Annotated in this window: 22 protein-coding genes; 18 read left to right on the forward strand and 4 right to left on the reverse strand. The window is 43.6% G+C overall.

Going from position 1 to position 24432, the window contains the following annotated elements; translation table 11 throughout:
• Positions 1–4 precede the first annotated feature (4 nt).
• The 7 genes from moeB (at position 5) to R2Q26_RS02385 (ending at position 8025) form a co-directional block, all read left to right on the forward strand.
• Positions 5–1177, forward strand: a complete 1173-nt coding sequence (moeB, locus tag R2Q26_RS02355; protein ID WP_317534806.1) for a molybdopterin-synthase adenylyltransferase MoeB — start codon at positions 5–7, stop codon at positions 1175–1177.
• Between the two features lie 35 nt (positions 1178–1212).
• A complete protein-coding gene (locus R2Q26_RS02360) occupies positions 1213–1656 on the forward strand; it encodes a M67 family metallopeptidase (protein ID WP_317534807.1) in 444 nt (147 codons plus the stop codon).
• A gap of 83 nt (positions 1657–1739) precedes the next feature.
• Positions 1740–2030, forward strand: a complete 291-nt coding sequence (locus R2Q26_RS02365; RefSeq protein WP_317534808.1) for a MoaD family protein — start codon at positions 1740–1742, stop codon at positions 2028–2030.
• A gap of 19 nt (positions 2031–2049) precedes the next feature.
• Entirely contained in the window at positions 2050–3933 is a 1884-nt protein-coding gene (locus tag R2Q26_RS02370) for a CoA transferase (RefSeq protein ID WP_317534809.1), read from the forward strand.
• On the forward strand, positions 3930–5603 hold the full coding sequence (locus tag R2Q26_RS02375) for a class I adenylate-forming enzyme family protein (protein WP_317534810.1): 1674 nt from the start codon (positions 3930–3932) through the stop codon (positions 5601–5603). The genes R2Q26_RS02370 and R2Q26_RS02375 overlap by 4 nt, the downstream gene beginning before the upstream one ends.
• A complete protein-coding gene (locus tag R2Q26_RS02380; protein ID WP_317534811.1) occupies positions 5596–6798 on the forward strand; it encodes an acyl-CoA dehydrogenase family protein in 1203 nt (400 codons plus the stop codon). Before R2Q26_RS02375 ends, R2Q26_RS02380 begins: the two co-directional genes overlap by 8 nt.
• Before the next feature lie 117 nt (positions 6799–6915).
• Positions 6916–8025 carry a CynX/NimT family MFS transporter gene (locus R2Q26_RS02385; protein ID WP_411182310.1) on the forward strand — a complete coding sequence of 370 codons (1110 nt, stop codon included), beginning with the start codon at positions 6916–6918 and terminating at the stop codon, positions 8023–8025.
• A 12-nt stretch (positions 8026–8037) separates the two neighbouring features.
• On the opposite strand, the gene R2Q26_RS02390 is transcribed toward R2Q26_RS02385, so the two are convergent.
• Positions 8038–8844, reverse strand: a complete 807-nt coding sequence (locus R2Q26_RS02390) for an alpha/beta hydrolase (RefSeq protein WP_317534812.1) — start codon at positions 8842–8844, stop codon at positions 8038–8040.
• Here R2Q26_RS02390 and R2Q26_RS02395 point away from each other — a divergent pair.
• The 3 genes from R2Q26_RS02395 to R2Q26_RS02405 are packed head-to-tail and all read left to right on the forward strand — an operon-like array spanning position 8843 to position 12836.
• Positions 8843–10378 (forward strand): alginate export family protein, encoded by a 1536-nt coding sequence (locus R2Q26_RS02395; RefSeq protein ID WP_317534813.1) that lies wholly within the window; start codon positions 8843–8845, stop codon positions 10376–10378. The two genes, R2Q26_RS02390 and R2Q26_RS02395, sit on opposite strands and share 2 nt — an antisense overlap.
• Complete coding sequence (locus R2Q26_RS02400; protein WP_317534814.1) at positions 10338–11522, forward strand: glucuronyl hydrolase; 1185 nt, start codon at positions 10338–10340, stop codon at positions 11520–11522. Before R2Q26_RS02395 ends, R2Q26_RS02400 begins: the two co-directional genes overlap by 41 nt.
• A gap of 45 nt (positions 11523–11567) precedes the next feature.
• Positions 11568–12836, forward strand: coding sequence for an amidohydrolase family protein (locus R2Q26_RS02405; protein WP_317534815.1), 1269 nt, complete (start codon positions 11568–11570; stop codon positions 12834–12836).
• Positions 12837–13182: 346 nt separating this feature from the next.
• Here the strand turns inward: R2Q26_RS02405 and R2Q26_RS02410 are convergent, their stop codons facing one another.
• Entirely contained in the window at positions 13183–13785 is a 603-nt protein-coding gene (locus tag R2Q26_RS02410) for a hemolysin expression modulating protein (protein ID WP_317534816.1), read from the reverse strand.
• Positions 13786–13922: 137 nt separating this feature from the next.
• Here R2Q26_RS02410 and R2Q26_RS02415 point away from each other — a divergent pair, with 137 nt between their 5' ends.
• The 7 genes from R2Q26_RS02415 to R2Q26_RS02445 all read left to right on the forward strand — a co-directional run bounded on the left by R2Q26_RS02415 (position 13923) and on the right by R2Q26_RS02445 (position 21594).
• Positions 13923–15482 (forward strand): adenylyltransferase/cytidyltransferase family protein, encoded by a 1560-nt coding sequence (locus R2Q26_RS02415; protein WP_317534817.1) that lies wholly within the window; start codon positions 13923–13925, stop codon positions 15480–15482.
• Between the two features lie 145 nt (positions 15483–15627).
• Positions 15628–15822, forward strand: coding sequence for a (2Fe-2S)-binding protein (locus tag R2Q26_RS02420; protein WP_090567152.1), 195 nt, complete (start codon positions 15628–15630; stop codon positions 15820–15822).
• Between the two features lie 35 nt (positions 15823–15857).
• Positions 15858–16322, forward strand: a complete 465-nt coding sequence (bfr, locus tag R2Q26_RS02425) for a bacterioferritin (protein ID WP_090567155.1) — start codon at positions 15858–15860, stop codon at positions 16320–16322.
• Between the two features lie 474 nt (positions 16323–16796).
• Positions 16797–17933, forward strand: a complete 1137-nt coding sequence (locus R2Q26_RS02430) for an ABC transporter permease (protein ID WP_090567157.1) — start codon at positions 16797–16799, stop codon at positions 17931–17933.
• A gap of 145 nt (positions 17934–18078) precedes the next feature.
• The gene (locus tag R2Q26_RS02435; RefSeq protein WP_317534818.1) at positions 18079–18774 is read left to right on the forward strand and encodes an ABC transporter ATP-binding protein; all 696 of its coding nucleotides are present in this window, start codon (positions 18079–18081) and stop codon (positions 18772–18774) included.
• Positions 18771–19859 (forward strand): HlyD family secretion protein, encoded by a 1089-nt coding sequence (locus R2Q26_RS02440; RefSeq protein WP_317534819.1) that lies wholly within the window; start codon positions 18771–18773, stop codon positions 19857–19859. The genes R2Q26_RS02435 and R2Q26_RS02440 overlap by 4 nt, the downstream gene beginning before the upstream one ends.
• Before the next feature lie 184 nt (positions 19860–20043).
• Positions 20044–21594 (forward strand): efflux transporter outer membrane subunit, encoded by a 1551-nt coding sequence (locus R2Q26_RS02445; protein ID WP_317534820.1) that lies wholly within the window; start codon positions 20044–20046, stop codon positions 21592–21594.
• A 119-nt stretch (positions 21595–21713) separates the two neighbouring features.
• On the opposite strand, the gene pyrC is transcribed toward R2Q26_RS02445, so the two are convergent.
• Positions 21714–22757 (reverse strand): dihydroorotase, encoded by a 1044-nt coding sequence (gene pyrC, locus R2Q26_RS02450; protein ID WP_317534821.1) that lies wholly within the window; start codon positions 22755–22757, stop codon positions 21714–21716.
• Between the two features lie 7 nt (positions 22758–22764).
• Complete coding sequence (gene rsmI / locus R2Q26_RS02455; protein ID WP_317534822.1) at positions 22765–23637, reverse strand: 16S rRNA (cytidine(1402)-2'-O)-methyltransferase; 873 nt, start codon at positions 23635–23637, stop codon at positions 22765–22767.
• Between the two features lie 428 nt (positions 23638–24065).
• Here rsmI and R2Q26_RS02460 point away from each other — a divergent pair, with 428 nt between their 5' ends.
• Positions 24066–24404: a YraN family protein gene (locus R2Q26_RS02460; protein ID WP_090567183.1), complete on the forward strand. Its 339-nt coding sequence runs from the start codon at positions 24066–24068 to the stop codon at positions 24402–24404.
• Positions 24405–24432 lie beyond the last annotated feature (28 nt).

The raw sequence follows: 24432 nt of genomic DNA on the forward strand, positions 1-24432 counted from the left end.
TTTTATGCAACTACCACCACTAGTAAATCCAGCAGAAGAATTAAACAATACTGAGATTTCACGATACAGCCGTCATTTGCTCATCCCTGAAGTAGGACTGATAGGGCAACAGCGTCTGAAAAGCAGCAAAGTTCTTGTGATCGGCGCAGGAGGTCTGGGATCACCTGCACTATTGTATTTAGCAGCAGCCGGAGTTGGAACATTAGGGATTGTTGATTTTGACACTGTTGACCAATCTAATCTGCAAAGGCAAATTATTCATGGTCACGCAGATGTTGGCAGACCTAAATCCGAGAGTGCAAGAGACTCGATCAAAGCACTGAATCCATATGTTCGTGTGCAACTGCATAACGAACGCCTTGAGGCTACCAACGCTGAAGCAATCATTTCAGAATATGACCTGATTGTCGATGGCACAGACAATTTTGCTACACGCTATCTTGTCAATGATGCTTGTGTACTCACCGGCAAGCCATATGTCTGGGGCTCCATTTTTCGTTTTGAAGGACAAGCCTCTGTATTCTGGGAGAATGCACCCGGTAATGTGGGATTGAATTATCGTGACTTGTACCCTGAACCACCCCCTCCGGAAATGGCACCCTCCTGTGCCGAAGGTGGAGTATTTGGTGTTCTTTGCGCCGCGATAGGCGCAATAATGGCCACCGAAGCAATCAAATTGATAACTGGCCTGGGGGAAACTCTGCTGGGCAGACTTGTCGTCTACGATGCGCTAGACATGACCTACAGATTCATCCCCATACGCCGCGCACCTGTCAGAACTCCTATCAAGACCTTGATCGATTATCGTGAATTTTGTGGTCTCAAACAAACAAAAGCAGATCATGAAGAAAGCATTCCGGTTATCAGCGCGTTAGAACTCAAAAAATTGCGCGAAAACGGTACGAAAATGCAATTGATCGATGTCCGCGGAATCGAGGAATGGAATTTTGTCCATATTGAAGGTGCCCAGCATATTCCCAAAGATGACATCATTTCTGACGAGGTCTTATCGCAGCTGGATAAAGATGACTTTATCGTTCTTCATTGCAAGACGGGTGTTCGGTCCAGGAATGTTCTCATCGAAATGCAGGAACTGGGTTTTACCAACGTCAAAAGCCTGGATGGTGGAATTCTTGCCTGGATCAGAGATGTAGACCAGACATTGCCAAGCTATTGATTCTTTCTAAAACATTCTCAGGAGATAGCACAATCATGCTGACAATACAAATAGAAGTTGTTGATGCAATGCTTGCTCAAGCACATCAAGACCACCCAATTGAAACTTGTGGCATTATTGCCGGCCTTGAAGGCTCTGATATGCCATCGCGTCTTATTCCTATGCGTAATGCAGCTGAATCGGAGACATTCTTTAAATTTGATCCACAGCAGCAGCTTAAGATCTGGAAAGAAATGGAAGCACGAGGCGAAGAGCCAATAGTGATCTATCACTCGCATACAAGCTCACAAGCCTTCCCAAGTCGTACTGATATTGAATATGCCTTAGAACCGCAGTCACACTACGTCATTATTTCAACAGATCCCGGGTACAAACAAGAAATTCGCAGCTTCCGTATTTTAAATGGAATGGTTGTAGAAGAAAGGATCAGAGTACTGGATAAATTTAAATCAGTCGCTGATATATCAAAAGTGGCTTAATCCATTTATATGGCGCATTCATCAAAGCTCAAATTTTTGCTTTTCTGATTCTTTTTCTAATTTTCAAAACTCAAGGAGTAAATATGTCTATCACCGTTAGTGTGCCAACTATATTAAGACCTCTAACCCAGAACCAAAAGATGATCGAAATCGAGGGCTCAAACGTTCTAGAGATTATAGAACACATCGAACAACAGTACCCCGGGTTTAAAGAGAAACTAATCTCTAACGGAAAAGAACATCACTTCATCAATATATACGTAAACGATGAAGATATACGCTTCGGCGATGGACTTTCTACCAAACTGAAAGACGGAGACACACTTACAATTCTTCCTGCCGTTGCCGGTGGACAAGAAAAGATTAATTGCTAGTTTATTAAAGGCAGCAAATATGAAAAGACCACTCAATAACTGTACAATCAGTGGCTTTCCAGAGACAGTACCCCCTGATTTTTCTGCTGTTGCAGCATCTATCCGCTATCAATCAAAAACACTCGGCATAAAAGTTGATTCCCAGCAAGACTCTGAAGATAAGTCGGCTGCCTCATTTCAATTCCAAACCCCGCACACATCACCAGTGACGTGCAATATCACACGATGGAATGACAGCAAATCTGCTGCAGTGACAGAAAATATCATGCAGGCAAGATGCGGATTGATGTCTGTGCATGGGCGGGCAAGTGGTAGGCCTCAGTCTCTTGGAGTAAATTATGTTTCTACTCTCACAGCAGCACTTGCTTTACAAGGGGTCGTAGCGGCTTCCATTGGACAGTTGCGCGGAGCTCAACTATCAAATATCAATGTCTCTATGGCATCAGCCGCTTTGATGAGTATGGGACAGTACATCGCCGGTGCCACTACCTCAGATGCTCCTGAAAAGTTATTTCCTGAATTGATTACGCTTGAAGCACATCCACCATTCAAATCAAAAGACGGTATCATTTTCGAACTCGAAACACTCAATGCAGAAATTTGGAAAAAATTCTGGACTGAGATTGGTGTTAGCCTCCCCTTGACCAGCAAGGGGTGGAAAAGCTTTTGGCAAAGATACGCAAAAGCCATTTCGCCCTTACCCGAAGAATTGCCCAAAGCAATAGCACATTTCACTTTTCAGCAGATATCTCAAATATGCGTTAGAACTGGAATGGCTATTTGTCCTGTTCGCTCTATCGATGATAGAGCTAACGATACTGATAGTAGGCATGTCTGGCTTCAAGGCCCTTGGGAATTTCTTTTTCATCCAGGGCCTAAGAACGAATTTACGAATCGTGCCACCAACAATTTACCATTAAGCGGCCTTACGATCATCGAGTCATGTCGGCGAATTCAAGGGCCTTTAGCAGGGCATCTGCTTTCACTCCTTGGAGCGCATATCATTAGAATTGAGCCACCTGGAGGAGATCCTTTGCGTGGCATGCCCCCAATAGCCGATAGCTGCTCCGCGAGATTTGATGCACTCAATTATCTTAAAGATGTGCGAGAAATCGATATCAAATCTTCAGCAGGTCAAAAAGAAATAAAAGAATTAATACGACAAGTTGATGTTTTTTTACATAACTGGATGCCTGGCAAAGCTGTATTGCTAAACCTTGATTACGATGATTTAGCAACTATTAATCCCTCCCTGATATATGCCTACGCGGGGGGATGGTCTACGGACAGCACAGAACACGTTTCCTCAAGCACGATGCCAGGAACAGATTTTATGGCGCAAGCATACTCAGGCATCGCTCAAAAGATCGCGAAAGCTTCCGGGACTCAGGTTGGATCCTTATTCACAGTGCTGGATGTGCTTGGCGGCGTCCTCGCTGCACAAGGAATCTGTGTTGCCTTGCTTAACCGTTGTATGAATAACGTTGGGGCTAAAGTCACCTCATCGCTGATGAGTGCTGCAACACTTCTGTGTGTGGATGATTTTCAAAATCTGTACGAGCAGCCAGATATTAAATCATCTAAGAAAAGCATGATTAATGCTGTTTATGCGACCAAACACGAAAAAATTGCAATTGAATGCCATGACTTAAATGCAGTCAGGAAACTGGCTGTGATCCTTAATATCACTGCTGACCCTGGAGCAATCGACTTTCATCAGCAATTAAGCGATCTTTTTCTATCAAAAACAGCGCATGAGTGGGTTGAAATTTTCGAACAGGAAGATATTCCGTCGGGGGTCGTTATTGAAGATCTTTCAAAACTTCAGACCATCCCCTATCTGCAGCGAGACTTATCTCCGGGTTCCTATACAAAAATAAATTCTCCATGGAGCTTTCAATGAATCCTTCAGGCATTATCGATTTAGTTCCTGCTGAAATTCGCAAGCAATGGGTACAAAAGGAAATCTACCCAAATAAATCCGTGTACACCTTATTTCAAGATCATGCACAACATCACCCCGATAATCCGGCGGTCATGTCACTCGATCAAATCATTACCTACGCAGAATTGCTGAATAAAACTCAACGTCTGGCAAATAGTTTCAAAGATCTGGGCATTGTTCCGGGGGATGTCATCGCATACCAATTACCCAATAGCTGGCGAAGCTGTGCTATAGATTTAGCAGCAGCCGCTCTTGGCGCTATTGTGGCACCTTTTCCTCCTGGACGCGGACGTCTTGACATCGAATCGTTACTCAAAAGATGTCATGCACGCATTGTCATTGTGGAACGAGAACATGCCAATATTGATTTGTGCGATCTAATAGAATCGCTGCGGCCAACATTGCTTTCACTGCGCATCCTTATAGTTGATGGAGAAGCAAAAAAAGGCTGGTACACATTGGATTCTCTTTTTCAAACAAAACCCATTCAATCTAGCGCGCTACCACAAGTTTCACCCGACTCCCCTGTTCGCTTTTTGATTTCATCCGGAACCGAATCGGAGCCCAAATGGGTAGCTTATTCTCATAATGCGCTGACTGGCGGGCGTGGACGATTTTTGCAGCGTATCCATCCCAATGGAGAAACATTCAGAGGGCTCTATCTAATGCCACTGGGCACAGCATTTGGCTCGACCGCCACATTTGGCGTTTTATCCTGGTTGGGTGGATCAATCGTACTAATGAAGCAATTTGAAGTAGCAACTGCCATTGAGGCGATTGGAAAGTTAAGGCCAACCCATATCTTTGGTGTTCCTACAATGTTCCAGCGGATTGCAGTAGATCCGGCACTGCAGGAAACGAACACTTCCAGTCTTATCGCTATCATTAGTGGTGGAGCAAAAATCGATGAAGCATCCATTTACCGTAGTACCGAAGCTTTTCGCTGCGGTTTCATCGGCTTGTATGGCTCAGCAGATGGCGTAAATTGCCATACCACACTGAATGATGATTTACCAACCGTGATTAACAAAGCCGGCCAGCCTAATCCTGATGTATGTTCCATCCGGATAGTGGACGATCAAAGACAAGATGTGGCTCAAGGCGATTTAGGTGAAATTGCTGCCAGAGGACCTATAAGCCCCATGCAATATGTTAATGCACCTGAATTGGACGCCTTGTATCGTGACAAGGATGGATGGGTTTATACCGGCGACCTTGGTTTTATCGATGATGACGGCTATTTAATACTATCGGGCCGGAAAAAAGACATCATTATTCGTGGTGGCATAAATATTAGCCCAGTTCAAATTGAAAATATCGCCGTCTCTCATCCTGCTGTTGTCAGCGCTGCCTGTGTACCAATTTCAGATCCAGATCTAGGACAACGTGTCTGCCTCTGTTTAGTATTGCGCGATGGAATGGAATATCCGTCATTATTTCAGTTTACCCATTATTTACGTGAGCAAGGTCTAGAAACAAACAAACTTCCAGAGTACTTACGCTACTACAAACAATTGCCTCTTAATCCTGCTGGAAAAATCGACAAGAAACAGCTCGCCAGTGAACTGGAATTGATTAATCAACACATGACGAAACATAACATATCTAAAGAATCTGCTAATGTTTAAAACACATCAGGAATCAAACCATACAACCTTAGCGAAATCCCTTGCCGAGAAAGTAAGAGAATTTGTTGATGAGCAAATCGTTCCCAATGAATCGCTACTCAGCAAGGATAAGAATATAGCGTTTCTTTTACATTCAGGATTAATCAGCAAAGCGAGATCGGCAGGGTTATGGGGTTTGTTTCACCCACTCCCCTATGGTGGAAAAATAGCTTCCCTGGAAGATTATTTGTTGGTTGCAGAACAAGAAGGCCGTACAGAATTTTCACCCACAATTTTTGGTAGCGATACCACTCTTGATGCACATATGCTTTTTAAATTTGGCTCGGATGAGATTCGAGAAAACTTCTTGGAGCCATTGGTCAGCGGTACAGCCATACCGAGCTATGGCATGACAGAACCAGGACGCAGCGGCTCAATCCCCGCTTTGATTACAACTTCAGCCCAGCTTTCTAACGGTAATTGGGTTATCAATGGTAGAAAATGGTTCATTTCCAACATTGACCGGGCAACCTTTACTACTGTACTGGCGCGAACTGCAGACAATGGCGAGTCGCTGAATAAAAGTCTGTCTATGATCATTGTTCCCACAGACACACCGGGATTTAAAATAGAACGACAGATTAGAATTATGGGTAGTGACCTCAGTCAGGGTGAAATCTCCTTTGTGAATGTGAAAGTACCTGAGCAGAATCTGCTTGGCATGTGCGGAAGCGGTACTTTTCTAATGAGCCAGCGACTTGGTTTGGGCAGACTGCTCCGCTCAATGAGCTGGCTGGCTTTAGCGCAACGCTGCATGGATTTAATGGGTGCACGAATCAATTCGGAGCGAGGAAAAATAGCACGTCTGCCGGAAAAACAGCTCATTCGTCAACATTTTGTCAATGTGTATGAAGCCATCGCAAGCGCCCGAGAATTAATCCGTTTGGCTGCTAAAAGCATTGATGCACAATTTCCAAATGATATCGAAATTAATGTTGCTAAATTAGCTGCATCTCGGGCCTTGTGCATAGCGTCAGACTCAGCCATACAGTTGTATGGCGCAGAGGGTATCAGTGAACTCACACCACTTTCCGGCATTAGCCGGATAGCTCGCGCATCACGTATTCTCGATGGAACAGCAGAAGCGCTTGTTAGTTCAACTGGTCGTCGGCTGATCAACTTCTATAAAGAAAACCAAGCTTATCAATTTATCTAACTCATTATTTTGACAGCATAAAACAAGCAAACATCATAAGTATCCGATCCCTATTAATCCATAATTAGAGTTAATCTTTTGTTTTGTATTGTTTTGTTATTTGCGATGACCCTGCCAATGCTGGTTTTATACGCAACGAGCACGCTTGGGCCACTTCTAAGCAGTGATCTGCACTTCGACCCCACTTTGTTAGGCTACCTCATCATGAGTTCATTTGGGTTCGCTGCGGTTCTATCGCTCTGGGCAGGTGCTATCGTGGATTACCTTGGTTCAAGGTATTCATTGCTTGTGCTTTTCTGTTCGGTCGGGCTTGCCTTCACCCTGATCGCGGTAGTAGAAAGTTTTTATAGTTTATTAATTGCCGCAGCTATCTGCGGTATAGCTCAGGCTCTTGCCAATCCAGTCACCAATTTATTAATCGCGCAGCAAGTGCCACCAGAAAAAAAAGCCAGCATCGTCGGACTCAAGCAAGCTGGTGTACAACTAGCTGCCCTTATCGCTGGTTTAATACTTCCGACCATTGCAATGCAATATGGCTGGCGTGTTGCGTATGGAATAATCGTTCCGATTACAATTTTCTTCTGTTTAAGCGTGTCTTCTGTCACCCCGAAGAAACATATCAGAACGCGTACCCGCTTAAAATTACTACCACCAAATTCGCTGTTGCTACGTCTGATGATGATTCAATTTCTGATAGGCACATCGCTTTCTGCCTTCGTCACGTACCTACCCACATTTGCTATTCAGCAAAATATGGCTCTCCCTCTTGCTGATACCTTAATCGCGGTATTTGGAGTAATGGGAATGATTTCCAGGATCGTATTGACACCAATGGGAGCAAAACTCAAAGATGAATCTTTGCTTCTATTCATGCTGGCGGCTATCGCCGCTGTTTCGATGGCAATAACAATGAACGCTGCTCCTGACAGTCACTGGCAACTCTGGGCAGGCGCTATCGGGGTAGGACTGACTGCAGTAGCTACCAATGCAATAGCCATGAGCATGTTAATCAGAGATCCCGCTTTTGGTCCGGTGACATTTTCTTCTGGCTTCGTTTCCGTTGCTTTTTTTGCGGGCTTCGCCCTAGGGCCACCGTTATTTGCAGTGGTGTCAATCTATTCTGAAGATTTGCTTGTTAGCTGGAATACATTGATAGGCATTCTCTTGCTTGCCTGTGTGATGACAATTGCGTTAGCGTCCGCTCGTCGGCACAAGGTGGAACACTGACGAGGGTAAATTTCATTCCCGCAAATTGAAATCCTTGATGATTTTTATGAATTCTAGAATTTCATGAACAAACAAATCGGGTGCCGTTCTCATTGCGCCATGTTGTTGCCCAGGAAGGATTTTGATCCGACTGCCAGGTAAATGTTGATGGAGTATTTCTGCTGTGAGATACCGCCGTTTAGGGCTATTTTCACCCACAAGAAGTAAAACCGGAATCTGCAGAGAATAGAAACGTTGAGGCTCGAATGTATATCTATCTACGCTTTGCAACTCACGCAAAATTGTATGAGCTGCCGCCACTCGTCCTGCCCAATGCGGGCTCGCCTGCATGGCTGCAAGCTCTTGAGGAGATATTTTGACGATTTCATTAAAGAAGATCAATAAAGTTTCTTCCAGACTTCCTGCCTCTAGCCGGGTTTTTAAGCTAGCCTCAATTTTCGGGGACCAGCCACTTCCTGCTAGAGAAATAGAGGGTTCATAGAGAACAAGCCCATTGATGTTTGGAGTTAAAAGAGCAGCTTCCAATGCACAAAGTCCCCCGAAGGAATGACCAATAAGACAGGTATGAGCATCAATTGCATCAATCACTGCAGCGATATCTTCGCTTTCTTGCTCGAGAGCATACTCGGATGCATCGCCACTCGAGCCTCGGCCGCGTCGATCGATGGTCCACACATTGCAGTGCTGCTCTAGCAAAGGCAATACAGATGTCCAGACTGAATGATCACCACTGGTTCCATGCACAAGTAGTAACGAATCGCCAGCTCCACTTTGCCAGCTTGCGATAGATGTACCATCTTTAGAAGTTATTAATTTCATGATTTTTCAAATAGTAAAATTTCATCAAAAAGTTGTATCAGTTACCGAAAAATTATTGCAATTGTTAATTATTTATAACGCTGTCGGCGCTTTGTTGCAAACCAGCGAAGTATTTGCACAAGAGGATAAAGCTTTCGGTCAAATCAATAAATACTTTCGCATAAATGGCGAATTTATGGGGAGCTATGAATTATGGGATTTCTTCCGTCCAGAACCGGCCATCAACAATAACAATTCATATGATTTATGGGTGTTGCGCGCGAGACTAGGCGCGTTACTCACGACCCCCTATGTAGATGGATACGTACAAGGCCAGTATATCGGTCTCTACGGACTTCCCGATAATGCAGTTGCTAAACCAGGCGGATCTTTAGGGCTTGGCGCCGGCTATTTCCAGCTAAATCAATCGACTAACATTAGCAATATTTATCTAAATCAGGGTTATCTTAATTTTAAGTTTGGTTCCCTTGGATTACCAGGCGCATCTTTGAAGGCTGGTCGTTTCGCCTATATGGAAGGCATGGAATATAGTTCCGGGGTAGACAAATTCGATGGTCTTAAACAGAGGCGTATTGCACAGCGTCTTATAGGGGGATTCAATGCAGTCTATATAGGACGCAGTTTTGACGGCATTTCAGCTATTTATGATAAGCCTGCATTCAATTGGACAATCAGCGGGGTTCGCCCTACTCAAGGAATTCTATCCGTAGAGGGACAAAAGCAGATTAGCGATATCAACATTTTTTATACCGCCTTAACCAGTAAGAAAGATGTCCTGCTACCAGGAACTGAAGCTCGATTATTTTATATAAACTATGATGACAAACGTAACACTCAGGTAGTAGATAATCGCCCGCTCGCTGCAAGGCCCAGGTTAAATAATGAGCGCTTGAATATCCATACATTAGGTACTCATTTGCTCTCTCTTCATCAATTCGAATCAGGCAGCCTGGATGCTTTATTGTGGAGTGTCTATCAGTTTGGTGACTGGACCGATCAGAAGCATGAAGCCTGGGCAGTCTCCGCTGAGTTAGGCTATCAATGGATCAAATTGCCCTTCAAGCCATGGTTACGTGCCATCTACTATCAAAGCTCGGGTGATGGAAATCCAGGAGATAATAAGCACCAAACCTTCTTTTCAATGGTTCCGAGCGGACGCATCTTTGCAAAATTTCCATTCTATAACCTGATGAATATTCAAGATCTCTTTCTCGAGATCATTGCATCACCTGCACCAAAGACTCAGGTCAATATTAACTTGCATCAACTATCTCTGACCAATTCCCATGATCTTATATACCGCGGGCTGGGAGCGTCGCTGAATTCAGGCGAATTTGGCTATTCCGGGAGTCCTGCGGGAGGCAATAGTGATGTAGGTCAGTTGGTCGACATTAGTTTGATGCATACATTTAATAAACATTTGTCATTGAGATTGTATTACGGGCATGCCTTCGGTGGCAGCGTCATCAAAAATAACTTCCAAGGAAAAAAAAATGCAAATTCATTCTGGGCAGACTTCAATTTGGTTTTCTGAGCAAGATTCTTCTCTCACGGCATTTAACGACGCTGATCAAGTATTGCTGACTAATACAGAAATACAATCTGCAATCGAATTATTGATCCATCGTATGGGACATATTGATTCGATTTGTAATAATGGTTTCCCCCTTTACTCTCTAGGCAAAACCAGTCAATGGATTATTTCACCTGGGGGTTCGTGGATTGGAGGATTCTGGGGCGCACTTTGGTGGTTACGTTCCCGAATAACAGCATCCGAGGCTGATCAGCGTAAAGCATCTGATATTTGTGGACGTTTATCATCGAAACTAAGCATTGATTCCATAAACCGCAGTTTTATTTTCTGGTATGGTGCATCGCTTGGTGATCTCTGGTTTGGTGATGATCAAGCGCATGAGCTGGCAGCAAAATCAATTCCTGCCCTCGCAGTAACCTATGACCCAAAGATCAGGTGCATGCCTCTCGGCACTGCAATGGGCAGCGGAACAGAGGGTAACCGACGCATCGCTATTGACAGCTTGGCTGCGCTAATCCAGCTATTCAGTCGTAGCGAGAAATATCAACATCAAATCATCTCTCAACTTCATGCAGAAACAACGTTAGCTGCATGCTACCACGACGGTGCATTCCACACGACCGCATATTTTAGCCGAGGTAATTTTCAAACAACCGATGAAGCGGGTATCTGGTCACGCGGTCAAGCCTGGGGAATGTTGGGATTATGTCGTGCAGCGGCGCAATGGGGAGAACCTTATTTAACATATGCTCACTCTGCTTGTGAGTATTGGAAGAATTCACGTCCAGATCCGCTTCCCCCAGATCGATTGGATAATTCATCAGGGCTCTATGATCCGTCCGCCTCTGTGATCGCTTCTCTGGCGATGCTTTCTTTAGCCGATCTTCTGCCTGATGGATATCAATGGCGCCTCCAAGCCCATCGACTGATTACTGCGATTATTCGCAGTCCATTTTTCACCGGTTTTTATAAAAATGATGATTACCCAGATAATAAAATCAGAATGGATTCAGGAATATTTTGGGGAAGCTGCTATAAAACCAATGAGGGGAAAGAGGAGTTAGTCGAAACCGCATGGGGTAATTTCTTTCTTATGGCGGCACTTTGCATTCTAGTCGACATAATCAAACCCAATCATTGTTGAGCGCATTATTACACTGAATCAATAACCCCACTAAGGAAGCAATAAATGAATGATACCTCAATAAAACTGACTTTCGGCTCTATTAAATACATCCAATTCCTACTATTTATTGTGCTAGCAGGTTTTACTGCTGCCATTTCCCTGGCACAAGATACAAAACCGAAATCGATCCTGCTCCATGCTACTCGCATTTTCGATGGCGATAAGTTCAGAACAAATGTCTCTGTGTTGATAACGGATGGATACATAACTCAAGTCGATTCGCGCGAATTATTCCAGCTTAATAGTGATGCGACAGTTATTAATCTTGGTGACGCAACTCTACTACCAGGCTTTATCGAATTACACGCACATCTCTCTTATCAAAAAGTACCCGTTGAGACTGTTCTGAAACACGGAATAACTACCATTCGAGATGTAGGCGGCCCGGTACATCAGCCTTATGGTGGTAACGGAAATTTACGTGTCCTCACCTCTGGCCCAATCATTACAGCGCCAAATGGCTATCCTATTCCAATCCTTGGTGACAAAGATATCGCAATCACTGCTTCATCCGAAGAAGAAGCGCGAAAAGTGGTTCGCGAACTTATTAATCAGGGCTCTATTGTTATCAAGATTGCTTTGGAACCTGGTGGCGAAAAAGGTGCCCCTTGGTCTGCTCATCATGACCATCATCATGAGATACCAAACAGGGGACATAATGGCCATCACAATCTACCTAAACATACCGCTTCTCATTCGAAACAAACATGGCCGCTATTATCAGAAGAAATTGTTAAAGCAATTGTGGATGAAGCACATAAAAATGATCGCAGAGTAACAGCACATATTGCAGAAATTAAAGGTGCACAAATTGCTATTGATGCAGGTATCGATGAATGGGCCCACATACCCTGCGAAATAATTCCTGATCACCTCTTAAAGAAGGCAGTGTCACAGAATGTGAAAATAATTAGCACATTCGACACATTGTCTAAATGTATAGGTGTTAGCCACAATGCGAGCACTTGGGCAGCATTGGGTGGGAAATTCTTATATGGATCCGAGATTGCCCATCCAGACATTCCCTGGGGGATAGATGCACAAGAACTTATCTATATGAGACAGATGGCGAAAATGGATTTAATAGAGGTTTTACAAGCTGCGACATCAAAAGCTGGTCAGCATTTGAATATACCATTTCTAGGAACTTTGCAACCAGGCGCTCCAGCCGATATCATTGCGATAAAAGGCAACCCAACTGATAATTTGAAAAAACTTGAGTATCCCGATCTTGTTATTTCAGGAGGAAAAATTATAGTAAATAATTTCTGATTTAATGTTTAATTGCGTTAATAGTATCTCCTGCTTGATCCTCTGGATCATTGGGAAGGTCGCCCATGATGATACCTCAATAACTATCACCATGAATAATGCTCTGGTTGCTTGGCGACGATTAATCTTTCATTATCAAACGCGTCATGGTAAGCGTATTATCCACTTACCATGCCGGATGAGCATCAAGACAGTATCCTTGCTGCTCTGAGTATTTCTTTTTCAACCAGACCAAGAATCAACAGGTGTGCCGCGTAAGCGCAGCAATCTTCGTAGATTAAATATTTCTCAATATGAAAATATTTCGTTACAAACTGAATGCATTTGGTGATTGGCGAAAGATCCCTTAAAGATTAAAGACGACCATATCTGCCGTAATATCGTTTAAATGGATACCGACAAGATCGATCGATGCTTCTGACCCAAATTCAACGGTAACCCCATCCGCTCTTTCCTTAATATCTGTTATAAATGGAACAAGTTGCTCGATACTATTAATTCCAAGTTTTTCAGAATCAAAAAATAAGCGATCTTCACCAATAGTGAAATCTTTCACCCGAAAATGACCCAATGCATAAAAACCAAATGTGTCGCTCCCACTCCCTCCAGTCAACTGATCATGGCCGTCGCCGGCAAGCAGAATATCATCGCCAGCGCCACCAAATAGCTTATCGGTTCCCCCCTGGCCATCGAGCACGTCATTACCGGCATCGCCATCCAATGTATCATTGTTACCTCCACCCACTAGAGTATCATTTCCATCACCCCCCTCTATCTCGTCATGACCGATTCCACCTTCAAGGAAGTTATCCAATTCGTCACCAATAATCAGAAAATCATCTTTACCAAATCCACCGGAACCAAAACCGAGAAATTGGATACCATCGATTATCTCAAAAACATTTCCAGAGTTGCTAAGATTGGGACGCAGTTCCTTATTAATAGCCATTTAGTTATATCTCCTTGTATACTAAAATAAATTTTTCTAGATCATTATATATTTAATAATGAGAGTGATTCTCAATATTAACAAATAATAAGTAGAATACAAGAATAATATGAATTAAATCGTGATCATTAATTACTATGACTGAGAAATTTAAGAGCACCTTACAGCACGCACAGGATCTTATTTATACCGGCAATCTAAATGAGGCAGCCAAAATACTTGATCCCTTAAAAGATGAGCATCCATTGTCACCTGATGTTGCCAAATTATGGTGCTCCATGGCAATGCGAGCTGGACGAGCATTGGATGTTCCTGCCTATGCGGCAAATATCTATAACCATGTCCAAGGTGATTTCCAGAAAGCTCGCTGGGCGCAACTAATGGGAACAGCAAGCTTTCTCTTACTTGACTTGACAGCGGCTCATGCTCACTTTACTACCGCACTAAATCATTTGACGTCATTAGCCAAATCTGGGAAAGCTCCAGCTAGAAAGAAACAAACGAAAGAACAGGCAGATACAGAAAATATTTTCACCTCTGGCAAAGCTGAACAGTTGTTATGGACAACCTGTGCAGAATTGGCATCACAAGGAATACCTGCTTTTCCTTTTGCTGGTACCTTGCTCGGTTTAGTTCGTAATGGTCATCTGCTAGAGTTTGATAAGGATCTGGATATTGCAGTATGGATTGAATCCTGGGAAGCATGCTGCAAGACCCTTGAAAAAATGGGATGGTCCAAGGTACCAATGGGTTTCGACTACAGCAATTACCGCGATTATGTGCACTCAGAAATTGGAATAACCCTTGATCTATGTGGTCTACAGCATAGAAGTGATCATAAAATCATAGGAGGCTTCTCTTTGCCAGATCACCCGGCAGAATATCAACGGGTTTCAGTCTTTCCTAAATTCGATTTAATACAACACAGCACAGAGTATGGGAATGTATGGTTCCCTCAACCCCCCGAGAAAATTTTAACTGCCTTCTATGGTGATTGGCGTACCCCGAATCCCTATTGGGATACGGTCATATCTGCATTAAATCTTGAAAAATTTACTCTGTTGGTACGATGCTATGCTTACCACCGTCTAACTCAGCGTTGGCTATCAGGAGATCTGATCAAAGCATGGTCTTATGCTCACCAAATAGCTCTGAAAGATCCTGATGATGTAACCATTTTGCGCAGTCGCCAATGGCTAGAAAGAGCAATATCATATTTAGGCCAGGACATTCCATCATGGCCTAGGAATCGACCCCAGAAGCGTGTTTATACGCGGATGGTGGCGGATTTGTTTCATGAGGGTCACGTCAATTTCTTACGGGAAGCACGCGCACTGGGCACTCATTTAACGGTTTGTGTCGTTTCAGACGCGCGGGTTCTTGAAAATAAACGAAAACTCCCAGTCATGACTCAGGCTGAGCGTGCTGCAGTCGTTTCCGCTTGCAAGTACGTTGACGCGGTTATAACTGAGAGCCCCGTTCATACAACGCCAGAGTTTATGGAAAAACACGGCTTTGCAATTTATACGTTTGCCTGCGCTTCTGAGGAGGAGCTAATAGAAAAATATAAATTATGCATGACGCTACCACACCATATGATTAAAGAAATCGACTATACACCGGGCATTTCTACTTCTGATCTCGTACTGCGTATTTTAAATGGCGCAGGAAGTACAAACAAAAAATCTGAAAATTAAACAGAGGCTTACAAGACAATAATAATAGTTTGCATTTTTTCTATAAAAGCAAATATAATTAATAATAATTCTCATTAACAATATTGTTTTCTTTATATTTATAAGAGCAAACAACTTTCAAACCAATCGACAAAAGGCGTATTTCATGTATATTTGTGTCTGCAAGGGGGTTACTGATCATGCAATTCGCGAAGCTGTTCTTCAAGGCGCTGAACGGATGCGTGATCTTAAAGTCAGTCTGGGTATTACCGAACAGTGTGGCATCTGTGCCTGCCACGCAAAAAATGTGCTCGATCAAGCGTTAATGCAAGAAACACCGACCCATCCCCCTGGCACCTAACCCTACTCCGAGTCAACCTGTCTAAGGAAACAATTATGAAAGGGAATGCAGACATTATTAATTGGTTAAATCGTCAGCTATTAAATGAATTAACCGCGATCAATCAGTATTTTCTCCATGCCCGGATGTATAAAAACTGGGGATTTAACAAACTCGGCGAGTATGAATATCACGAATCTATCGAGGAAATGAAACACGCTGACAAACTCATTGAGCGTATCTTATTCCTGGATGGATTACCCAATTTACAGGATCTAGAGAAGCTTTTGATCGGCGAATCGCCGCAGGAATGCGTGGCTTGTGATCTCACTCTGGAAAATACCGCACGTAAAACACTGCTCGCTGCGATTGCTGCCTGTGAAACAGCTCAGGATTATGTTTCGCGAGAAATTTTTGAACATATTCTTGAAGATACAGAAGAGCATATCGATTGGCTGGAAACACAATTAGATGTCATGCAAAAGGTTGGTATTCAGAACTGGTTACAAAGCCATATGTAAATTTCTGTCTGTCGCTGGCATAAAACACCAGCGACATTCTAGCCAGCCAGCCTCCCCTCCTCCCAGGCAAGTCAGCCAATAATCTTCACCTGACTCTATCAGAAAATTAAAATGTAAAAAAACCAAAAAAATCAAATGAATAGTTTGATTTAGAAATGGAATAAGAGATACTCTCACTCGCCCTCAGCAAAATCAATCGCTCCCCCTAATTTGAGTTGCTCAGGTATTTTCAGACTCTCTTTGATATTAGTGAAATACGATCAATGTAAATTAGTGTACGGAAAAAATTCGTACCATGAAAAACTGACAAATCCCTCCAACCAAAAATAAGAAAATACTGCATGAACGATTAATGGAAAAGATGCGATAATCGCCCAAGATAACCAAGATTCATTACCCATGATGGATGCACGTTGCAGTGTTCATCATCCATGTCGATTGCTCACATAATGAGTCTATTAGAGGGGATGGCAAATGAAAGGGATTCTGAAACTTGCCTTTAAGCTTCTCGTAAACGACAAAGGTAAATATGCCGCCTTATTGGTGGGAATTACTTTTGCCGTGTTTCTCATGGTACAGATGACATCCATATTTACTGGTATCCTCACAAAAGCTTCCTCAACAGTCATTAACCTGGGAGCTCAAGTATGGGTGCTAGATCCAGCAGTAAATAACGTTGCAAGCAGCATCCCTATGCCCGATTATGTACTTGATGCCGTTCGCAGCATTGATGGTGTCAAATATGCTGTTCCATTATATTCCGGGGGTGCATTAGTCAAGCTTAAAAGTGGAACATTCCAATCCGTTACTGTTTTAGGCTTAGATGATAATAGTCTAGTCGGCCGCCCTGAACTGATCGAGGGTAAGATTGAAGATATCTATGCTGAAAATGCCTTCATCGTTGTTGAGGATACAGAAATTTCCAAATTAGAAAATCCTCGCTTAGGCACAGATTTTGAGCTTAATGATCATCGCGGCGTTATCGTGGGTATCGCCAAAGTAGCAAGTAGCGGCTTATTCGGAATTCCTACTCTTTATACGACATATAGTAGAGCGATTCAGTATATCCCATCAACACGATATACGATTGCTTTTATTCTCGTTGAACCGAAAAGTAATGACGCAATTCCCCATATTCAAAACCAAGTCAAGCAGTTGGGATATGAGGCACTCACCGAAGTAGAATTCATGCAAAAAATTTCCGATTATTATAAATATAAAACCGGGCTGGGAACAAATATTTTCATCATGACGATTGTGAGCTTCCTGGTCGGCCTATCAATATCAGGACAAACATTCTATACCTTCATACTGGAAAATCTCGAAAAATTTGGTGCACTGAAGGCAATCGGTATCAAGGGAAAAGAACTCGTTTATATGATTCTTTTTCAAGCTGCACTCGCAGCGGGTATTGGATATGGATTAGGAGTGGGTTTTTGTACTCTTATCATCACCATCGCAAAACTCAAGGTTCCAGATTATTCCGCCAATATTACTTTTACTACCCTGTCTTTTGCGTTTGTAATGGTTCTGATCATCGCTGGAATCTCGAGTTATGTTGGAATAAGGAAGGTGTTAAAGATTGAGCCTTTCGACATTTTTAGAAGCTGAATCAAACTGACTTCAAAATCGGATAGTCAAAATATAGCTCATAGAATGAATGAGTTTAATTATGGAAATGCTATCTTGTCAGATAAAACGGCCATAAGCATTACCTGATTTAATTATTCCAGTTTTTTATAAATTAAATAATGACGTGAAGCCTGCAATCTCTGCTAATGAATTAACGAAATGGTTTGGTGAAGGTGATCTCAGAACCTTTGCGGTAAGAGAGGTCAGTTTCGAAGCTTACTTCGGGGAAATATTATTTATTGTAGGGCCATCAGGAAGCGGAAAAACGACATTATTGAGTATGATTTCTGGTGTGCTACGTCCAAATTCGGGAACCGTAGCAATAGATGGTGTGGATATCTGGAAGCTGACACCAGATCAGATCGCTGAATTCCGATTAAACAAAGTTGGCTTTGTTTTCCAGGATTATCATCTCTTTCCGCGTCTCACTACAGCCGAGAATGTCGCTATTCCTCTAATCCTGAAAAAACAGAACTGGGATGAATCCATCAAAGAAGCAGCACATTACTTAGAGATTGTAGGGCTCAAAAATAAGGCGGATCTTCCGCCGGTGAAGTTGAGCGGTGGGGAGCAGCAACGTGTTGCATTAGCTAGAGCTTTGGTCAGTCAACCGGATTTAATGATCTTTGATGAGCCCACCGCCTCGCTGGATGGGGATACCGGACGGCGTATCATGGATTTTGTGAAAAACAACATTCTCACAGATAAGCGATGTATATTGATTGTTACTCACGATAATCGTATTTTTGAGTATGCCGACAGGATGATGAGAATGGAGGATGGCAAAATTGTCGGTATCGAGCAAGGGAGAAATGATTGAGAAACCAGATCATTATCGTCATTGCCATATGCGGAGTTATTGCTGGTTGGGTGAGCGCCTATCTATTCAGTACACAAAAGAAACCACAACCACCTCTTTTCAATCCGGCGCCCAACCCTTATGCCAAGGGGATCTACTCGACGGGCATTATCGAGAGCTATCAACCCACAGGAGAAAATATCAATCTTTATCCAGAAGTTGCAGGCGTCATTACTCAAATTTTGGTGGCTGAAGGACAAGCCGTTAAGCAGGGAGAGTCTTTACTCCAAATAGATGACTCAATTCAACGCGCAACTGTGGAGCAACAACGTGCACAATCCGAGGCAGCCTATGCGTTGCTGGAAGAATTAAAAGCCCAACCGAGAAAAGAAGTTCTGGAGGTTTCTAAAGCGCAACTGGATTTTGCGAGAGCAAATCTAAAAACTGCTGAAACCCAATTAGAAAAACTGCAAAACTCCCATGACATGGATCCCAAATCGGTCAGCAAAGATAGTCTGGATAATGCGATCAATGCCGCCAAGGTTGCCAAGGCCAGTCTTGAGATTGCCCAGAGAAATTACAATCTGATTAAGGCTGGAGCCTGGAGTTACGATATCCAAAGCCAGGAACGGCAATACATCGCTTTATCCAAAGCTTATCAGGCTGGCAGTGCTTTGCTGGCCAAGTATACTATTAGAGCACCAGTCAATGGCGTCATCCTGTCAATAAGAGCTGCAGTGGGTAGCCATATATCACCACAAGGTGTCTATGATACCTACACAGAAAATTTCAAACCCATTATTGCCATGGGTAATGCAGAAGACAATCTGGCCGTTAGATGCTATGTCGATGAGATCCTGATTCACCGACTTCCTGATGGATCAAAAATGAATGCGCAAATGTCGATTCGAGGTACCAACATTCGTGTTCCTCTGCAATTCATTCGTTTGCAACCCTATGTTTCACCAAAGATCCAATTATCGAATCAACGAACAGAACGAGTGGATGTCAGAGTATTACCGGTTCTTTTTCAGTTTGAAAGACCAAAGGATTTTCAGTTATACCCTGGTCAGCTGGTAGATGTTTATATCGAAGAGAGTGAATGATAGCGAAAACCCAAGACCATTAATTCCATTTCCAAATCAAATATGACGCCATGACGCGAAGACGAGCCGCAGACAGTATAAATAATACGGCAAGATAAAGCCGACAAAGTCAGGTTTAATTTAGGAATGGAATAATAATGGATCTTGAAAGAAAGGGCGTACGTTGGAGAACGAGGACCCGTAAATGTACGAACATTTTTTTCATGTCAAGGCAAAGTGCATAGTAGGCGGACTTTGGGTAGTCTGGCTACTGACAGCTACAGGTTGTGCTGTTGGACCCGATTTTGTTCGCCCGCAACCACCAGAAACTGATCGCTATATACCTGGCAAACAATTGCAAGAGACTGTCTCGGTAGATGATCAGATCCAGTATTTTGAGCACGGTGCTGAGATTGCGGCTGATTGGTGGCAGTTATTCAAGTCTCCTAAACTAGATGCATTGGTGAAGGAGGCAATCACCAATAATTCAACCTTACAAGCGGCACAGGCAGCTTTACAGCAAAGCCAGGATAATTTGCGTGCAGGTTACGGGACTTTCTATCCGCAGATTGATCTCACAGGAGGGGTAAGTCGCCAAAAATTCTCGACTGCTCGCTTTGGGATCCCTGCTAGCGCAGTATTCAATCTTTACACACTTTCTGCCACCGTTAGTTATACCCTAGATGTATTTGGAGGCCAGCGGCGTACTGTAGAGAGCCTCAGCGCCAAGAGGGATATGCAACGCTATACAGTACTAGCTACCTATTTGACTTTAATTGGCAATATAGTGAATACCGTGATTGCCCGGGCAGGTTACGAAGCTCAGATTCAAACAACCCAGCAATTGATTGAATCACAGCAAGCGCAAATCAAGCTTACTGAATTCCAGTTGCAAGCAGGCATCATCACCTACGAAAGTCTAGTCAACTTGAGAACACAGCTCGAAGTACTGGAGGCCTCGCTCCCCCTGCTCAAACAAAAGTACAGCCAAGCGGAGCACCTACTTGCTACATTGATCGGTCAGCTCCCAGGAGAACGTGAGCTTCCAAGAATAGATTTGGCTGACCTCTCATTGCCCACTAACCTACCCCTGACGCTACCTTCCAGCTTGGTACGCCAGCGCCCTGATATTTTACTGGCTGAGGCTCAGTTACATGAAAACAGTGCTAATATTGGTATTGCTACTGCAGCGATGTTTCCCAGTTTCACCTTGAGTGGTACTTATGGTCAAAATAACCGCAATCTCCTGGACATTTTTCTAAGTAGTGGTAACTTCTGGAGCATCGGCACCAATTTTGTTGCACCGTTATTTCGTGGTGGCATCTTATGGTTTCAGCGTAAAGCGGCAATCGATGCCTATGAACAATCCCGTGCACAATATCGTCAAACTATCCTTGATGCCTTAGGTCAGGTGGCTGATGTTTTGCTTGCATTGAAGTATGACGCTGAAGCACTGCAACATCAATCACAAGAACTTAATTTAGTGGAAGAAAGGATACAGTTAATGCAGACTAATTATCAGGCGGGTCTCGTTAATTACCAACAAGTTTTAATTACACAAAGTCAGTATTTTCAAAGCAAGTTAAACTACCTCCAAACATTAGCCTTGCGTTTCCAAGACACTGCCGCTTTATTTGTGGCGCTGGGTGGCGGATGGTGGAATTTTGAAGGAAAAAAACTATCATCCCGAGATAGTGAAATCTTATTCGATGTTCAGCTATTAGAAGAAACGGATAAAGTAAAAATGGAGTACTGATTCATTTTTCTCCCTTCAACAAATCCATTCAACCTGGATTCCTTAGTTGGACGGGACGAAAAGATTATAATATTCATAATGTTAATACCCACATGAGTGATCAACTAAGGAATTTAGGTTCAAACCAATATCTTCCAGGAAAGGTATTCACCCGAGCGCAGCGGAACCAGTGATTCTTCCCCAAATTTCAGTTGCTCAGGAATTTTCCAGCTTTCCTTGATCAGGGTCACACGATCAGTATTACGCGGTAGGCGGTAAAAATCCGCACCATGAAAGCTGGCAAATGCTTCCAGCTTATCCAGCGCACCTGCTTGTTCAAAGGCTTCTGCGTAAAATTCAATCGCTGCATGGGCAGTATAAATACCCGCACATCCACATGCACTTTCCTTATTCGATACTGGATGCGGAGCACTATCTGTGCCAAGGAAGAATTTGGGATGACCACTGGTCGCGGCCTCAATCAAGGCAAGGCGGTGAGTTTGCCGTTTCAAAACAGGCAAACAATAATGATGGGGGTGAATTCCACCTAAAAATAGAGCATTGCGATTGAGCAACAAGTGATGAGCAGTGATAGTAGCCGCGATGTTTTCCGGGGCTGCACGTACAAACTCGACAGCTTCACGCGTCGTGATATGCTCGAATACGATGCGTAGCCTCGGAAAATGTTGTATAAGCGGCTGCAGCACCCGATCGATAAAAACGCTTTCTCGATCGAATACATCGATCTCAGTGTCAGTTACTTCACCATGCACCAGCAGTGGCATGCCAAGCTGTTCCATTATTTCTAAGGTTGCTAAGCATCTTGCAATATCCGTCACACCAGCATCGGAGTTAGTCGTCGCACCAGCGGGATAGAGTTTGACTGCATGCACAATACCACTCTCTTTAGCCCGTCTGATTTCTGCTGGAGGAGTATTGTCAGTCAGGTAAAGGGTCATGAGCGGTTCGAAATGTTCCTGCATAGTCTCCGGCAAGGCCGCAAGAATACGTGCTCGATAGGCTGCTGCCATCTCAACGGTGACAATCGGTGGTCTGAGATTGGGCATGATGATCGCTCGGGCAAACTGTCGAGCAGTATTAGGCAAGATATCCTGCATTTGCTTGCCATCACGCAAATGCAAATGCCAATCGTCAGGGCGAGTAAATGTTAGAGTTGTTCCCATAAAAGTGTCACGAGTCCTTTGATAGCTTGGATAATGCTTCTTTCTTAGACAAAGCAAATGCATACAACTTTTTCTTGTTTTCTCCGGTAATCTCGGCTGCCAGTTGTACTGCCTGCTTCAAGGGCAAATTTTTCATCAAGATATGCAGCGTATGTTCTGCCTGCTCGGTAATCAGTTTGCTATCTTCTATTGCTGCTGGAGACAGTAGCAATATGAATTCACCCTTTTGCTGATTTTCATCAGATTGCAGCCATGTCAGGGCGTTACCCAAATCGGAGGTATAAATTGTTTCGAATAATTTTGTAAGTTCCCTGGCAATTGTTATCTGACGCTGTTCACCAAACACTGCAATCATGTCAGTCACACATTCCAGCAAGCGATGCGGTGCTTCATGAAAAATCAGAATACAGGATGTTAAGGATTTTAATGGTTCCAGCTTGCGTTTGCGTTCACCGGGCTTAGTCGGCAGAAAGCCATAAAATAAAAAATGAGGTGCTACTGTGCCCGAGGCCGAGAGCGCACACACGGCTGCATTTGCCCCTGGAATGGGTACGACCCGATAGCCTTGTTCTCTGACATGATGAATCAACAGCGCACCGGGATCAGAAACACCGGGGGTCCCTGCATCCGTTACCAAAGCAACTGATTTTTGTGCTGCCAGCATAGTAATGATTTTCTCGGTAGCAGCACGTTCGTTGTGTTGATGCAGTGTAATCAGCCGGGTATGAATCGCGTGATGCACCAGCAAGCGTTGTGTGATATGAATATGCTCAGCCGCAATGACATCGACTGCCGCCAACACATCCAGTGCGCGCAAACTGATATCGCGTAAATTTCCAATCGGTGTGGCAACTACATATAATGTGCTTTTGGTCAGCATTCTTGATGTTGGTCGGTTTCTTATTTCATTTCCAAATTAAACATGACGCAAGAGCGAGCTGCGAACAGTATAAATAATACGGCAAGGAGAAGCCGACAAAGTCAGCTTTGATTTAGAAATGGAATTATCCTAGATTCCTCAGTTGATCGCTCATTTTGATGTTAACATTATGAATATAATAACCATTCCTATAAATTTCATTCTCACCTTCTGGGTGTTTCCGCTACGGGACGGATTGCGCGATTTTGCAAGCACATGGCTGCGTTGCAACTCCTTGGAATGGAACGACCATTCCGCGTCGTTGCGCCTTGCCCTGCACTCGCAAAACCACACACTCCATCCCGCCCTACTGAGGAATCTAGGATTATATTTTCCAATACGAATTGTCGCACAACCTCAACATATTCAGACTCCAAAAATAAGTCACCATGAAAGGAAATGATGCAGAACACTTGGCCGCCCTGTTCTTGCAACGTCAGCACCTGGTTCTACTCGAAAAAAACTACCGCTGCCGTTTTGGTGAAATCGATCTCATCATGCGAGAGGGAGCAACATTGGTTTTCGTCGAAGTCAGAATGCGATCAAATAATTCCTTTGGCGGTGCTGCAGCCAGCATTACGACAGCCAAGCAAAGCAAGCTCATTCGTGCTGCCCGACACTATCTATCCAGATTGAACGCTACACCTCCCTGCCGGTTTGATGCCGTCCTGCTGACAGGTCATCATGATCAGAAGATAGAGTGGATTAGGGATGCGTTTGGCGAATAACTAATCATCCTATAAACCGCTTTTAGGA

Source organism: Nitrosomonas sp. Is37, assembly GCF_033063275.1.
GTDB lineage: Bacteria > Pseudomonadota > Gammaproteobacteria > Burkholderiales > Nitrosomonadaceae > Nitrosomonas.